Origin of the sequence: Actinomadura graeca, from assembly GCF_019175365.1 — a bacterium.
Classification (GTDB): domain Bacteria; phylum Actinomycetota; class Actinomycetes; order Streptosporangiales; family Streptosporangiaceae; genus Spirillospora; species Spirillospora graeca.
In genome coordinates this window covers 726,228-740,553 of the sequence record NZ_CP059572.1, presented here as the reverse complement: position 1 = coordinate 740,553, position 14,326 = coordinate 726,228, and the positions used below count along the sequence as shown (strand labels likewise).

The window sequence follows — 14,326 nt, the reverse complement described above, 5'->3', positions numbered from 1 at the left end:
GCTCAGCCGGACCGGGCCAGGAACGCCCGCACCACCGGACGCAGGCTCGGGATCAGTTCCCGCGACTCGACCTCCTCCAGCGGCACCCAGGCGTACTCGGCCAGGTGGTCGCCCGCCTCCTGGTTGTCGAGGCTGGCGTCCAGCGTCACCGGCCGGCAACTGCGCGCCGTCGCCACCACCCGCACCTGCCCGCCGCGCATCCGCGGGTCCCGCTCGGGCATGAACCACTGCCACAGGTGGAACGGCGGCCCCGGGTCGACCTTGAGGCCGACCTCCTCCCAGACCTCCCGGCGGATGTGGTCGTCCAGGTCCAGGTCGGCCTCCACCTCCAGCCGCCCGCCGGGGACCTCCCAGCGGCCGGGGTGGAACGGGTCGTCGGCGGACTTGCGGACCAGCAGCAGGTTCCCCCCGGCCTCGATGAACGCCTTCTGGGCGAACTCCAGCCGGACGGGGGACAAGGCGGTGAGGGGACCGGGGGCGCCGGGCTCGACCGTGGGCATCGCGGGAATACCTCCCTGTGCCGGCCCCACGGGGCCATCCTCGCCCTACCGTAACAAGCCTCGCCCCCGACGCCGAGAGCCCAGGCAGGGCAGAACAACCTCACCCGCCATACCGGGAATGCGAGGACGATCCGCCCGGTTGACGTGGACATCAACGTAGACGGCGTACCCCGCACCGGGCCCCGGCGGCCGGATCCGCCTCATCGCGGGCGGACCGCGAGGGCGCATGGGGGCCGCGCAGGTGCTAGTCTGGGTAGCCGACCGGCCCTGTGCGCGCCATCGAGGTGATGGCACGTGCCGGGCGCTCAAGCGGAGGCCACCTCCCACCTGACCGGCCGCGAGGCCGGTGGGTCCTCGGTCCGGCGAACGGGCGCGTCGCGCTCGTCCCGCCGTCGTCCCCGGGCGGCCATGCCGCGTGGGGAGACCGAAGGTGGCCCCGTGCGTGAGTCGTGCGGGGCTTTTCGCGTGAGAGCCTCGGGGTACGACCGGTCTACGAACTTGAGAACGGCCCCAAGGAGGTCCCATCAGCGCCGAACCGCGTATCAACGACCGCATTCGCGTGCCCGAGGTCCGGCTCGTCGGCCCGAACGGCGAACAGGTGGGCATCGTGCCCATCGCCAAGGCCCTTGAACTCGCGCGCGAGTCGGACCTCGACCTCGTCGAGGTGGCGCCGACCGCGCGCCCGCCCGTCGCCAAGCTTATGGACTACGGCAAGTTCAAGTACGAGTCCGCGATGAAGGCGCGTGAGGCGCGGAAGAACCAGGCGCACACGGTCATCAAGGAGATCAAGCTCCGCCCGAAGATCGACCCGCACGACTACGAGACCAAGAAGGGTCACGTGGTGCGGTTCCTGAAGGCCGGGGACAAGGTGAAGGTCACGATCATGTTCCGTGGTCGTGAGCAGTCCCGTCCCGAGCTCGGTTTCCGGCTGCTGCAGCGGCTGGCCGACGACGTCGAGGAACTCGGTTTCGTCGAGTCGCGGCCCAAGCAGGACGGCCGGAACATGATCATGGTGATCGGTCCGCACAAGAAGAAGGCGGAGGCCAAGGCAGAGCGCGCCGCGAGCCGCGGTCAGGACGCCGCCCCCGGCACCGCCTGACGGCCGCCCGGCGCCCGCCGCGGCGCCACCGGCAGAGCCGCCGCCGGAGAGCCCGGGACTTCCAGGGCGAACCGGCCACCGGGGCACGCCCTCACGGGCGGGCCCGCACGACGCCCCCGTGGCTCCACGGGGGTGGGACGCACGTACATTGAAGCCTGGCCCGGCGCGTCACACGGGGGTCCCGTGCGATGCGCCGATTCAGGCGCGCCCCTGTGCCGCCGCGCGGGGGCCCGGAGTGAGGGAGACGACGGCGACCATGCCGAAGACCAAGACCCACAGCGGTGCCAAGAAGCGGTTCAAGCTGACCGGCTCCGGCAAGGTGATGCGCCGCCGCGCCAACAAGAACCACCTGCTCGAGCACAAGCCGACCAAGCGGACCCGACGCCTGTCCGGCCCCGCCGTGGTGGCCGACGCCGACGCCAAGAACATCAAGAAGCTGCTGCGCAAGTAGCACCCGACCGGCAACATCAGCGACCGGCCGAGGCCCGGAGGCCCCGGCCCCCACGAAGGAGTGCATCACGTGGCACGCGTGAAGCGGGCGGTCAACGCCGCCAAGAAGCGCCGGGTCGTCCTGGAGCGGTCGAGCGGCTACCGCGGCCAGCGGTCGCGCCTGTACCGCAAGGCCAAGGAGCAGCAGCTCCACTCCATGACCTACGCCTTCCGGGACCGCAAGGACCGCAAGGGCCAGTTCCGCCGGCTGTGGATCCAGCGGATCAACGCCGCCGCCCGCGCCAACGGCATCACCTACAACCGGTTCATCCAGGGCCTCAAGGCGGCCGAGGTCGAGGTCGACCGCCGCATGCTGGCCGAGCTGGCCGTGAACGACGCCGCCGCGTTCGCCGCCCTGGTGAAGGTCGCCAAGGACGCGCTCCCCGCCGAGGGCTCGGAGGCGGCCTGAGCCGGGGGACCGGCGCACAGGCGATCACAGCGATATGGCGGGCCGCGAGCTGACCTCTCTCCGATCACCGAGGGTGAAGGCCGCTCGCCGGCTCGCCAAGCGCGCGTTCCGGCGCCGTGAGGGCCGTTTCCTCGCCGAGGGGCCGCAGGCGGTGCGCGAGGCGCTGCTGATCCCGGGCGGCCTCGCCGAGCTGTTCACGACGGCCGAGGCCGAGGCACGCCACCCCGAGCTCGTGCAGGCCGCGGAGCGCGCGGGCGCGCCCGTGCTGCGCGTCAGCGGCGAGGTCATGGCCGAGCTCGCGCAGACCGTCACCCCGCAGGGGCTGCTGGCGGTCTGCGGGTTCCTGGACGTCCCGCTCGGCGCCGCGCTGGAGCCCCGGCCCCGGCTCGTGACCGTGCTGGCGCACGTCCGCGACCCCGGCAACGCGGGGACGGTGCTGCGCACCGCCGACGCCGCCGGGTCGGAGGCCGTGGTGTTCACCGACGCGTCCGTCGACCCCTACAACGGCAAGTGCGTGCGCGCCTCGGCGGGCAGCCTGTTCCACCTGCCGGTCGTCGTCGGACCGCGCTTCGACTCCCTCATCCCCGAGCTCAAGGGGGCCGGGCTCACCGTCCTGGCCGCAGACGGCGCCGGCGGCCGCACCCTGGACGAGGGGATCGACGACGGCCTGCTCGCGCGTCCCACCGCCTGGGTGTTCGGGAACGAGGCGTGGGGGCTCCCCGAGGAGATCCTCCGGCACGTCGACGAAGTCGTCCGGGTGCCGATCCACGGCCGCGCGGAGAGCCTGAACCTCGCGACCGCCGCCGCCGTATGTCTGTATGCGTCGGCACGGGCGCAGCGTGGGCGTTCCCGCATGTGACAGGCGTCGCCCGCGCGGTCCCGCCGGGTTTCGATGCGTTCCGTGGTCGGATGGCCGCAAGCGGTCGCCTCCGCCGCCATTTCGCCGGTTGTGACCTGCGAGTATGGTCCCCTCACGGAGGGTGGGCAGGGGGTCCGCCTCCGCGGGGCGGCTCGTTCCCAGGGAGGAGCGGGATACCGGTCCGGCGAGGGATTTGCACGTTCCAACGGGTGCCTACGGTGGTTGACCAGGGGCGGCGAGGACGCCGCGCGAATGGGGGCGAACGTGATGACCGAGGAGACGAGGGTGGCCAGGAGGCCGGGCCGGCGCGCGCCGGAGATCAGGTGCCGGACGGGCAGGGCCGCCGTCCCCTCCGCCTTCGCCGCGTGGGCGCCCGCCGAATCGCCCGGGCTGACCATCGAGGTGACACGGGTCGGCGGCACCGCCGTGGCGGCCGTGGCGGGCGAGATCGACCTGCACACCGCGGACGCGCTGCGCGCCCGCCTCGTCGACCTGTACGCCGCGGGCTTCCGCCGCCTCGTGGTCGACTTCGCCGCCGTGCCGTTCTGCGACGCCGCGGGGCTCGGCGCGCTGGTGTCGGCGCACAACCGGATCGCCCCGTCCGGCGGGGAGATCGCCCTGGCCAGGGTGCGTCCCGCGCAGCTCCGCCTGCTCCGCATCACCGGGCTGAACCGCCTGTTCGCCCTGCACACCGACATCGGCGGCGCCCTGTCGGCGGAAGGCTCCCCGACCACCGCCCGCTGAACCCTCCCGGCGGCCCGGCACGTATCTCCTGGCGTGGATGCTCCGACCCCGGACGCAGAAGGCCACGGCGGCTACAAAAGCCTTGCCGCAAGGCGTTTTCCGGGTCCCGTAAGGGGTCCGAGTCCGGATAGAGTCTCTTCTCGACAGGCCGCGTCCCGACCGGTGTTTCTGGAGGCCGCTGTGGGCGGAGAGGAACCCCATCGCGTGGCCGCGCGCGCCCCTGCGAGCGGGCCCGGCGGCCGTCCCGCGGGGGACCCCGCCGACGACCTTCCCGACGGGCTGATGGTGGCCGACCGTGACGCCCGCGTCGTGGTCTTCAACGCCGCGGCCGTCCGGATGACGGGCATCCCCGCCGAGACCGCCCTCGGCACCGACTTCCGCGACGCCCTCCCGCTGCACGACGCGGAGGGACGCGACTGGTGGAAGTGCCTGGCCCCCTACGAGGGCCTGTGCACCCGGACCCGGCACCCCGAGCGCGTGCTGTTCCTGCCCGGGGGCACCGAGCTGCTGGTCACCGCCGCCTACCGCCGCGACGGGCAGGGCAGGGTGGAACGGTTCAGCGTGTGCCTGCGCGACGCCGCGCACCGCGCCCGGCGCGAACGCGACCGCGCCGACCTCGTCTCCACGGTGGCGCACGAGCTGCGGTCCCCGCTGACCAGCGTGAAGGGCTTCACCGCGACGCTGCTGGCCAAGTGGCACCGCTTCAACGACGACCAGAAGCGCGTCATGCTGGAGACCGTCAACGCCGACGCCGACCGGGTCACGCGGCTGATCACCGAGCTGCTGGACGTCTCGCGCATCGAGGCGGGCCGGCTGGAGATGCACCGGCAGGTCGTCGACCTCCCCGAGGAGGTCCGCAAGGTCATCGCGGGACGGGTCGCGGCCGGCGAGGCCGAGGACCGGTTCCGCTTCGAGGCCCGCGGCGAGCTGCCCGAGATGTGGCTTGATCCCGACAAGATGGACCAGATTCTCGGGAACCTCCTGGAAAACGCGGTGCGGCACGGAGCGGGTACCGTCACCATTGTGGTGGAGCCGGACGCGCACAAGGAGGGGGCCGCCGTGTCGGTGCGGGACGAGGGCGAGGGCATACCGCCCGAGGCCGTCCAGCGCGTCTTCCGGCAGTTCTGGCGCGGTCCCGGCGGCAACCGCCGCGGCGGCACCGGCCTCGGCCTGTACATCGTGAAGGGCCTCGTCGAGGCGCACGGCGGCGTGATCACCGTGCGGCGCGCGCCCGGTGGCGGCGCCGAGTTCCGATTTACCGTGCCCGCAGGGGCCCCCGACTACGCCACCTGAGCCCGGACCGGGCCGGGGTCGGCGCGGGGCCCCGCGGCGGGCCGCGCGATTCGCGCACGTCTTTCCGGATCCTTACCGCCCGCGCACTAGACTGCGGGCGTCCCACGCCGACCGGAGTCGCTCACACCCATGTCTGCACCCAACAAGTCCTACGATCCCGTCGAGGTGTCCGCGCTGCGGCCCGACGAACTGGAGCGGGCCCGCGACGAGGCGCTCGCCGCCATCGCCGCGGCCGCCGACCTCGACGCACTCAAGCAGGTCCGCCTGGCGCACGCCGGCGACCGTTCCCCGCTGGCCCTCGCCAACCGCGAGATCGGGGCCCTGCCGCCCGCGGGCCGCGCCGAGGCCGGCAAGCGCATCGGCGCCGCCCGCGGCGCGGTCTCGCAGGCCCTCAAGGCGCGCCAGGCCGAGCTGGAGGACGAGCGCGACCAGCGCGTCCTCGTCGAGGAGACCGTCGACGTCACCCTGCCCTGGGACCGCGCCCCCCGCGGGGCCAGGCATCCGCTGACCACGATGCAGGAGCGGATGGCGGACGTCTTCGTCTCCCTGGGCTTCGAGGTCGCCGAGGGCCCCGAGGTCGAGGCGGAGTGGTTCAACTTCGACGCCCTGAACTTCCTGCCCGACCACCCGGCCCGCACGATGCAGGACACCTTCTTCGTCGGGTCCGAGGAGACGGGCCTGGTGATGCGCACCCACACCTCGCCGGTGCAGGTCAGGTCGCTGCTGAGCCGCCCGCTGCCGGTGTACGTGGTGATCCCGGGCAAGACGTTCCGCACCGACGAGCTGGACGCCACGCACAGCCCCGTCTTCCACCAGCTGGAGGGCCTCGCCGTCGACGAGGGCCTGACCATGGCCGACCTGCGCGGCGCCATCGACGCGTTCGTCGGGGGCATGTTCGGGGAGGGGCTGCGGACGCGGTTCCGCCCGTCCTACTTCCCGTTCACCGAGCCGTCGGCCGAGGTCGACATGCAGTGCTTCGTGTGCCGGGGCGCGTCGGTGGAGCCGGGCGCCGATCCGTGCCGCACCTGCGGCTCGGAGGGCTGGATCGAGCTCGGCGGCTGCGGCATGGTCAACCCGCGGGTGCTGGTCGCCTGCGGCGTCGACCCGGAGCGCTACAGCGGCTGGGCGTTCGGGCTGGGCGTCGAGCGGACGCTGATGTTCCGGCACGGCGTCGAGGACATGCACGACATGGTGGAGGGCGACGTCCGGTTCACCCTCCCGTTCGGGATGGAGATCTGATGCGGGCCCCGCTGTCCTGGGTGCGTGAGTACGCCGAGCTGCCCGCCGGGGTCACCGGCCGCGAGCTGGCCGCCGCGCTGATCGCCGCGGGCCTGGAGGTCGAGACCGTCGAGCAGGCGGGCCTGGACGTCACCGGCCCGCTGGTGGTCGGCGAGGTCCTGGAGATCGAGGAGCTGACCGGCTTCAAGAAGCCGATCCGCTACTGCCGGGTCGACGTCGGCGAGGCCAACGGCACCGGCGAGCCGCAGGGCATCGTCTGCGGCGCCACCAACTTCGCCGTCGGCGACCGCGTCGTGGTGATCTTGCCGGGCGGGGTCCTGCCCGGCGGGTTCGAGATCGGCTCCCGCAAGACCTACGGCCGGCTGTCGGAGGGCATGATCTGCTCGGTGGCCGAGCTGGGCATCGGCGAGGACCACGGCGGCATCCTCGTCCTGCCGCCGGACACGCCCATCGGCGCGGACGCGGTGGAGCTGCTCGGCCTGCGCGACGACGTCCTCGACATCGCCGTCACGCCGGACCGCGGCTACGCCCTGTCGATCCGCGGCATCGCCCGCGAGGCGGCCACGGCGTACGGGGTGCCGTTCACGGACCCCGCGGCCGTCGAGCCGCCCGCCGAGACCGGCGGGTCCTACCCGGCGAGCATCGCCGACCCGTCCGCCTGTGACCGGTTCGTCCTTCGGGAGGTGCGCGGCCTCGACCCGGACGCGCCGACCCCGCTGTGGATGCGGGTCCGCCTGCACCGCGCGGGGATGCGCCCGGTGTCGCTGGCCGTGGACGTCACGAACTACCTGATGCTGGAGCTCGGGCAGCCGCTGCACGCCTTCGACCGGGCCAAGCTCACCGGCCCGGTCGTGGTGCGCCGCGCCCGGCCCGGCGAGGTCCTGGAGACGCTCGACCACGTCAAGCGGACCCTCGACCCCGAGGACATCCTCATCACCGACGACTCCGGGCCGATCTCGATGGCCGGGACCATGGGCGGGCTCGCCACCGAGATCGGCGAGCGTTCCACCGACATGGTGGTCGAGGCCGCGCATTTCGACCCGATCGGCACCGCCCGGATGGCCCGCCGCCACCGCCTCCACAGCGAGGCGTCGCACCGGTTCGAGCGGGGCGTCGACCGGGAGCTGCCGCTGTACGCCTCGTACCGGGCGGCGCGGCTCCTCGCCGAGCTGGGCGGCGCCGAGATCGTGCCCGGCGTGACCCACGCGCAGGCGCCGGTCGAGGAGACCGTGGTCACCATGGCCGCCGGGCACCCCGACCGGGTCGCCGGGGTGGAGTACGGGCGTGACGCGGTGGTGCGGCGGCTGGAGCAGGTCGGCTGCGCCGTCGAGGGCGGTGACGTCCTGACGGTGACGCCGCCGTCCTGGCGGCCCGACCTCACCGACCCCAACGACCTCGCCGAGGAGGTCATCCGCCTGGAGGGGTACGAGAACATCCCGTCGCGGGCGCCGCGGCCCGTCGGCGGGCAGGGCCTGACCGTCCGGCAGCGGATGCGCCGCCGGGTGGGCCGGGCGCTGGCGGGCGCCGGGTACGTCGAGGTGCTGGCGTTCCCGTTCGCCGCGGAGAAGGACTGGGACGACCTGCAGCTGCCGTCCGACGACCCGCGCCGCGTGGCGCTGCGGCTGGCCAACCCGCTGTCGGAAGACGAGCCGCTGCTGCGCACCACGCTGCTGCCCGGGCTCCTGCGGGCCCTCGCGCACAACGTGGGACGCGGTTTCGGTGATGTGGCGCTGTTCGAGATGGGGCTGGTGTTCCGTCCCCGCCCGGATGCGCCCGCCCGGGCGCCGCGGCTTGCCGTGGACCGCGGACCGACGGCGGAGGAGGTCGCCTCCGTGGAGGCGGCGCTCCCCGACCAGCCGCACCGGGTGGCCGTCGTGCTGTCCGGCGACCGGGAGCCCTCGGGCTGGTGGGGGCCGGGCCGTCCGGCGCTGTGGGCGGACGCCGTCGAGGCCGCCCGGACGGTCGCGCGGGAGGTGGGCGTCGAGCTGACGGTCGAGGCCGACCGGCACGCCCCGTGGCATCCGGGCCGCTGCGCCGCGCTGTACGCGGGGGACACCCTCGTCGGCCACGCCGGGGAGCTGCACCCCCGCGTCACCAAGGCGTACGGGCTGCCGCCGCGCACCTGCGCGATGGAGCTGGAGCTGCGCCGCCTGGGCGAGCCCGTCCTGCCCCGCGCGCCGCACGTGTCGACGTACCCGGTCGCCACCCAGGACGTCGCGCTGGTCGTCGACTCCGCGACGCCCGCCGCGCGGGTCGAGGCGGCGCTGCGCGACGGGGCGGGCGACCTGCTGGAGGCGATCCGGCTGTTCGACGTCTACACCGGCGAGCAGGTGGGCGAGGGGCGCAAGTCGCTCGCCTACACCCTGCGGTTCCGTGCGCCTGACCGCACGCTCACCGCCGAGGAGGCGACCGCGGCCCGGGACGCCGCGGTCGCCGCCGCGGCCGACCGTACCGGCGCCACCCTGCGCGGCGCCTGAACGCGTGACCCGCCCGCCCCGGCCCCGGGGCGGGCGGGAGCGCCTTATCGCTACTTGTGTTGCGATAAGGCTCCGTGTATTCTGGTGGCGTCACATCGCCGCCCGGCAGGGGAGTCCATTGAGGATCTGAGGTCCGACACCGCGCAACGGCCGTCCGACGGCCCGCGCACGTGACCTCAGCCGTGGACCTTCGTCCCGCCGGGCTTTTCTCATGCCGTGACGGCATGTCCGGCCGCGTCGCGCGTTCCCCGCGGTGTCTCCATGTGTTCAGCACCCGCCCACCGCCATGGAGGCCCCCCATGTCCTTTGCCATCGTGTGCTCCGGCCTGTCGTTCGCCTGGCCCGACGGCACCGTCGTCCTGGACGGCCTGGACGCCGCGTTCGGCGCCGGCCGCACCGGCCTGATCGGCGTCAACGGCTCCGGCAAGTCCACCCTGCTGAAGCTGATCGCGGGGGAGCTGCGCCCCGCGTCAGGCAAGATCGGCGTGGAGGGGGAGGTCGGGTACCTGCCCCAGAACCTGCCGCTCGACGGCGCCCGCACCGTGTCCGACCTGCTCGGCATCAGCGGGGCCCGCGCCGCGCTGCACGCCATCGAACGCGGCGAGGCCACGGAGGAGAACTTCTCCGCGGTCGGCGACGACTGGGACGTCGAGGAGCGCGCCCGCGCCGAGCTCGACCGCCTCGGCCTGGAGCACGTGGGCCTGGACCGCACCGTCCCCACCCTGTCGGGCGGGGAGGCGGTGATGGTCGGGCTCGCGGCGCTGTTCCTGGCCCGCCCGGACGTCCTGCTGCTCGACGAGCCCACGAACAACCTCGACCTGGACGCCCGCCGCCGCCTGTACGACGCGGTCGCCTCCTGGACGGGCGTGCTCGTCGTCGTCAGCCACGACCGGGAGCTGCTCGACCGCGTCGAGGAGATCGCCGACCTGCGCGACGGGTCGGTCCGGACCTTCGGCGGGAACCTGTCGGAGTACGAGGCGCTCCTCGCGGTCGAGCGGGAGGCCGCCGAGCGGACCGTCCGCGCCGCCGGGACCGACATGCGCCGGCAGAAGCGCGAGCTGGAGGACGCGCACGTCAAGCTGGCCCGGCGGCTCCGGTACGGGAGGAAGATGCAGGAGAGCAAGCGCGAGCCGAAGATCGTGATGGGGGAGCGCAAGCGGCAGGCGCAGGTCGCCGCGGGCAAGCACCGCATCATGCACGAGGAGCGGCTCGCCGGGGCCCGTGCCCGGCTCACCGAGGCGGAGGAGGCGGTGCGCGAGGACGCCGAGATCCGCGTGGAGCTGCCCGCGACCGAGGTCCCCGCGGGGCGGACGGTCGTGACCGTCACCGGTCTCGCGCCGCCCGAGCCGGAGACCGGCTCGCTGACGGAGCTGATCGTCCGGGGCCCGGAGCGGATCGCGCTGGTCGGCCCGAACGGCTCGGGCAAGACCACGTTCCTGCGCGTCCTCACCGGCGAGGCCGTCCCGGACGGGGCGGCCGTCAGGGTCGGCGTGCAGGGGGTCCGGTACCTGCCGCAGCGGCTCGACGTCCTCGACGAGTCCCTCAGCGTCGTCGACAACGTCCGCGCGGTCGCCCCGTCGGTGCCGGTGAACGAGGTGCGGGCGGGCCTCGCGCGGTTCCTGTTCCGGGGCGCGCGGGCCGAGCGGCCCGCGAGAACCCTGTCGGGCGGCGAGCGGTTCCGCGCCGTCCTGGCGTCGCTGCTGCTCGCCGAGCCCGCACCGCGGCTGCTGCTCCTGGACGAGCCGACGAACAACCTCGACCTGGCGAGCGTCCGGCAGCTCGGCCAGGCCCTCGCCGGCTACCGGGGCGCGCTGCTGGTCGTCAGCCACGACCTGCCGTTCCTGCGGACGATCGGGATCACCCGCTGGCTGGCCATGGACCGCCGCTCCGGCCTCTCCGAGGCGGACCCCATGTGAGCCGCGCGGCGGTCAGCGCATGCGTCCGCGCGCGGCCTGCTCAAGGGCCGGGGGGAGTTCGTCGAGGAACTTGCCGAGGCCCTGGTCGGGCAGCTGCGCGCACGTCGTCGCCATGCACGTCAGCTGCGCGTGCACCCTTGCCCGCAGCTCCCGGCTGAACTCGGGGTAGTAGGGGGACGAGGGGCGCGGGCGGGCGCCGGCCACCGCCTGGTAAATCACCTGCGCGTCGGCGTGCAGGACGATCCGCTTGTGGGAGGTCCCCTGCCCGGCGCAGTCACCGGCCCCGAGCCGGTAGACGTCGGCGCGTACCGACGCCCAGCCGCCACAGGCGAACAGCCGCCGTTGCTGTTCCCGGTCGGTGATGTACCTGAGCAGGTCGCGGGCCGCGCGGGCGCGGCCGTCCGGCAGGGACGCCGCGATGGCCAGGCTCTGCCCGCCCAGCACCCGCTCGCCGGGGAAGGGGACGGCTCCGATCTGCCAGGGCTTGAGCTTCCCGTTGTTGGAGATCAGGGTGTACTGCGTCGGCCAGTTGCGCATGAACGCCACCTCCCCGTCCTCGAAGGCGGCCCGGTCCTTGTCCTCGTTGGAGTCCAGGGAGGCCGGCCTGATCGCCGGGTGTGCCCCCTGGAAGCCGGAGCTCAGCTCCCGCAGGGCGGCGCCTACCGCCTCGCGGCCGATCGTGACCTTGCCGTCCTCGCCGACCGTGATGTCCCCGCCGTGGTCGCGGACCAGTTCGAGGAGGTTGACGGTGAGCCCCTCGTAGCGCCTGAGCTGGAGCGCGAGCCCGCTGCCCAGGCGGCTGCCGGGCGTGTTCGCCAGCGTGGACGCATCGGCCATGAGCCGCTTCCTGTCCTGAGGGACGTTCCCGACGAGGTCCTTGCGGTAGAGCAGGAGCGGTGCGTCGGTGTTGAGCGGAACGGCCCACAGATCGCCCCGGTAGCGCGTGGTGGCGAGAATCTTCGGCATGATCGGCCGCAGCTCGCGCTCGGGGATGCCGACGGGGTCGATGTACCCGGCCTTGGCGAACTCCGGGATCCACGGGGTGTCCACGATGTAGACGTCCGCGCGGCACGTGCCGGAGCGCGCGGCCGAGACGACCTCGCTGTGTTCGAGGTCGGTGTCCGACGGCAACTCCTGGAACTCGGCCTTCATCCCGTGGGATCCGGGCCAGGCGCCGATGAGCGAGCCGCGCGCTCCGGAATCGTCCCGCCCGCCGAGCACGACCAGCTTCTCGCCCGGCTTGCAGCGGCCGGTGTCGGAGGACAGCACATGGGCGCCGAGCAGCGCGACGAGGGTGATCACGGCTCCGGCGAGGGCGAAGAGGAGGTAACCGTGCTGCGTGTCCGGTCCCGTTCCTGGTGCGAGCCGCACGTTCGGGCCCCTTCCTACAGCCGGGAGAACAGGTCGTGGAGCAGGGAGTCGCGGGTCCGGCCTCCGCCGAGGCAGTGGAAGCGGGGCCGGGCGTGTTCCATCGCGACCAGGTCCTTGCCGCAGCCCGCCCCCTTCAGCACGAGGACGTAGACCTGCGGGCCGTCGGCCCCGGCGAGGGCGTCCCTCAGCTCCCGCGCGGAGGAGAAGCCGTCGTGGCGGGGGTCGTCGTCGACGCCGTCGGTGAGCACCACCAGCGTGCGCTTGGCGGTGCCGGTCCCGGCGGCGTGCGCGATCGCGTGATACAGCGGCGTCGTCGCGGAGTCGGCGCGTTGCAGCCGGCCCAGCGCGTCCTCGATCCGCCCGGTCTGGGCCTCGTCGACGGGCGCCGGGGCCGTGAGCGACGAGGGGTCGCGCCCGGTGCTGTGCGCGGGGAACCGCGACAGGCCGACCCGGTCGTCGCGGCCGAGGCGGTCCACCGCGTCGGCGATGAGGGTCCGCGCGTTCGCCAGCAGCGTCCCGCCGGGCACCTGCGCGTTCATCGTCCCCGACATGTCGAGCATGAACTCCAGTGTCAGCGGTTTGCGCGCCTCGTCCCGGAGGCGGCGTCCCTCCGCGAGCCGCCCGGGTGTCAGTGTGCTGCCCGGGGAGCCCGCCCTCTCCGGGCCGTGCCGGGTCAGCCAGTCGCTGAAACGCCCGGCGTACCGGTCGCGCCCGGCGTCGCCGTCGTCCTCCCAGCGGAGACGGACGATGGGCCGGTCGACCGCCGGGGACTGGTCCGCGGGCCCGAGGGCGGTCAGCCTCTCGGCGGCGGAGACGGGGATCCCGCCGCAGGACGACCCGGAGTTGTACGCCTCCACGGAGGCCAGCGGCACGATGGCGGCGGTGATCGTGTAGGGGCCGGGGTCCAGGTTCCGCAGGCCGCACAGCAGGTCGTCGGGGTCGGCCGGTGCCGGGCCGTCCGGGTTGACCAGGTCGACGAGCTCCCTGCGCCGCATGCGGGATGCCTCGTCGTTGCCGGTGCTGCCGGTGAAGAGCGCGAACGCACCGGCCAGCCCGGACTCCGTCGTCTCCAGGTCGGCCGTTAGCAGCCGGGTGCCCTTGCCGTTGAGGGCGGTGGCGATCTGCGCCCACGACACGGGCCCGATGAGGCCGTGGTCCTGGGCGACCCGCTGCGGGGCGGCGAGCACCAGCGGTGAGGCGGCGCCGTAGTGGCCGTCGATCCACAGGCGGGGTCCCCGGGTGCCGCGTTCCGATCCGACGGGCACGGGGGCGGTGGTCGCGGGCAACCAGATGTCGGGGTGCGGCAACTGCGCCAGGTTCCAGTTCCCCGTGAACGCCTCGCCCAGGAGGTCGTCCGGCGCGGGGGCCTCGAAGACCGTCACATGGACGGGTACGCAGCCGCCGCTCTTCCCCTGCTCCTGGACGAACCGGTCGGCGGCGCGCTCGAGGTCGCCCTTGTTCTCCGGAGCCGCCATGACCCGCAGCTCGGGCGGCGGATCGCAGCCGTCCGACGCCCAGGATCCCACCTGGGGGACGGCGATCCAGCCGGCGGCGGCCACCGCGGCCCCGCCGAGGAACGCGGCCGCGCGGCGGAGCGCCGCGCCCAGCGGCTTCCGCCGGCGCGGTAAGCGCGCCAGGGCGCCGAGCCTTCCGACCTGCGACAGCACGCCGGTGCTGCCGGCCTGGGACATCGTCCAGTCCAGCAGCAGCAGCGCGGCGAACACGGCGAGGAGGTAGTACGGGAAGCGCTGGACGCCGCCGGCCGCCGCCAACCCGCCCGCCACGGGGGCGGAGACGCCGAGCAGGGGGATCCAGTTCTCGCGCACCCTCTCGGGCCAGGACTCACCTGGGCCCTTCGCCATCTTGCGCCTCCAGCCCCCGCGCGGCCCGGCCGACGCCCGGCTCCACCGTCGATGATGGGGTGGGATCA

General features: G+C 73.9%; 12 protein-coding genes. 9 read left to right on the top strand and 3 right to left on the bottom strand.

Annotated features, from left to right (window positions below; genetic code table 11):
• Positions 1-2 precede the first annotated feature (2 nt).
• A complete protein-coding gene (locus AGRA3207_RS03600) occupies positions 3-500 on the bottom strand; it encodes an NUDIX domain-containing protein (RefSeq protein ID WP_231333122.1) in 498 nt (165 codons plus the stop codon).
• A gap of 559 nt (positions 501-1,059) precedes the next feature.
• Between AGRA3207_RS03600 and infC the strand changes: the two genes are divergently transcribed.
• From infC to AGRA3207_RS03555, 9 genes are all read left to right on the top strand, one after another.
• Positions 1,060-1,599 (top strand): translation initiation factor IF-3, encoded by a 540-nt coding sequence (gene infC / locus AGRA3207_RS03595; protein ID WP_231333121.1) that lies wholly within the window; start codon positions 1,060-1,062, stop codon positions 1,597-1,599.
• Between the two features lie 256 nt (positions 1,600-1,855).
• Positions 1,856-2,050 (top strand): 50S ribosomal protein L35, encoded by a 195-nt coding sequence (gene rpmI / locus AGRA3207_RS03590; RefSeq protein WP_067468638.1) that lies wholly within the window; start codon positions 1,856-1,858, stop codon positions 2,048-2,050.
• A 69-nt stretch (positions 2,051-2,119) separates the two neighbouring features.
• The gene (rplT, locus tag AGRA3207_RS03585; RefSeq protein ID WP_131736762.1) at positions 2,120-2,497 is read left to right on the top strand and encodes a 50S ribosomal protein L20; all 378 of its coding nucleotides are present in this window, start codon (positions 2,120-2,122) and stop codon (positions 2,495-2,497) included.
• 34 nt (positions 2,498-2,531) lie between these two features.
• Complete coding sequence (locus tag AGRA3207_RS03580) at positions 2,532-3,356, top strand: TrmH family RNA methyltransferase (RefSeq protein ID WP_231333120.1); 825 nt, start codon at positions 2,532-2,534, stop codon at positions 3,354-3,356.
• A 252-nt stretch (positions 3,357-3,608) separates the two neighbouring features.
• Complete coding sequence (locus AGRA3207_RS03575; RefSeq protein WP_231333119.1) at positions 3,609-4,100, top strand: STAS domain-containing protein; 492 nt, start codon at positions 3,609-3,611, stop codon at positions 4,098-4,100.
• Between the two features lie 282 nt (positions 4,101-4,382).
• Positions 4,383-5,393 carry a sensor histidine kinase gene (locus AGRA3207_RS03570; RefSeq protein WP_231336218.1) on the top strand — a complete coding sequence of 337 codons (1,011 nt, stop codon included), beginning with the start codon at positions 4,383-4,385 and terminating at the stop codon, positions 5,391-5,393.
• Between the two features lie 129 nt (positions 5,394-5,522).
• Entirely contained in the window at positions 5,523-6,632 is a 1,110-nt protein-coding gene (gene pheS, locus AGRA3207_RS03565; RefSeq protein WP_231333118.1) for a phenylalanine--tRNA ligase subunit alpha, read from the top strand.
• The gene (gene pheT / locus AGRA3207_RS03560) at positions 6,632-9,109 is read left to right on the top strand and encodes a phenylalanine--tRNA ligase subunit beta (RefSeq protein WP_231333117.1); all 2,478 of its coding nucleotides are present in this window, start codon (positions 6,632-6,634) and stop codon (positions 9,107-9,109) included. Before pheS ends, pheT begins: the two co-directional genes overlap by 1 nt.
• A gap of 299 nt (positions 9,110-9,408) precedes the next feature.
• The gene (locus AGRA3207_RS03555; protein WP_231333116.1) at positions 9,409-11,025 is read left to right on the top strand and encodes an ABC-F family ATP-binding cassette domain-containing protein; all 1,617 of its coding nucleotides are present in this window, start codon (positions 9,409-9,411) and stop codon (positions 11,023-11,025) included.
• 12 nt (positions 11,026-11,037) lie between these two features.
• Here the strand turns inward: AGRA3207_RS03555 and AGRA3207_RS03550 are convergent, their stop codons facing one another.
• Both AGRA3207_RS03550 and AGRA3207_RS03545 read right to left on the bottom strand, forming a co-directional pair.
• Positions 11,038-12,396 (bottom strand): extracellular solute-binding protein, encoded by a 1,359-nt coding sequence (locus tag AGRA3207_RS03550; RefSeq protein ID WP_231333115.1) that lies wholly within the window; start codon positions 12,394-12,396, stop codon positions 11,038-11,040.
• Positions 12,397-12,410: 14 nt separating this feature from the next.
• Positions 12,411-14,258: a vWA domain-containing protein gene (locus tag AGRA3207_RS03545; protein WP_231333114.1), complete on the bottom strand. Its 1,848-nt coding sequence runs from the start codon at positions 14,256-14,258 to the stop codon at positions 12,411-12,413.
• Positions 14,259-14,326 lie beyond the last annotated feature (68 nt).

What these genes read in the sequence shown, in the direction of transcription:
- AGRA3207_RS03600 (WP_231333122.1), bottom strand. Translation starts at nt 500, where the DNA reads ATGCCCACGGTCGAGCCCGGCGCCCCCGGTCCCCTCACCGCCTTGTCC.
- rpmI (WP_067468638.1), top strand. Translation starts at nt 1,856, where the DNA reads ATGCCGAAGACCAAGACCCACAGCGGTGCCAAGAAGCGGTTCAAGCTG.
- AGRA3207_RS03580 (WP_231333120.1), top strand. Translation starts at nt 2,532, where the DNA reads ATGGCGGGCCGCGAGCTGACCTCTCTCCGATCACCGAGGGTGAAGGCC.
- AGRA3207_RS03575 (WP_231333119.1), top strand. Translation starts at nt 3,609, where the DNA reads ATGGGGGCGAACGTGATGACCGAGGAGACGAGGGTGGCCAGGAGGCCG.
- AGRA3207_RS03570 (WP_231336218.1), top strand. Translation starts at nt 4,383, where the DNA reads ATGGTGGCCGACCGTGACGCCCGCGTCGTGGTCTTCAACGCCGCGGCC.
- pheS (WP_231333118.1), top strand. Translation starts at nt 5,523, where the DNA reads ATGTCTGCACCCAACAAGTCCTACGATCCCGTCGAGGTGTCCGCGCTG.
- pheT (WP_231333117.1), top strand. Translation starts at nt 6,632, where the DNA reads ATGCGGGCCCCGCTGTCCTGGGTGCGTGAGTACGCCGAGCTGCCCGCC.
- AGRA3207_RS03555 (WP_231333116.1), top strand. Translation starts at nt 9,409, where the DNA reads ATGTCCTTTGCCATCGTGTGCTCCGGCCTGTCGTTCGCCTGGCCCGAC.
- AGRA3207_RS03545 (WP_231333114.1), bottom strand. Translation starts at nt 14,258, where the DNA reads ATGGCGAAGGGCCCAGGTGAGTCCTGGCCCGAGAGGGTGCGCGAGAAC.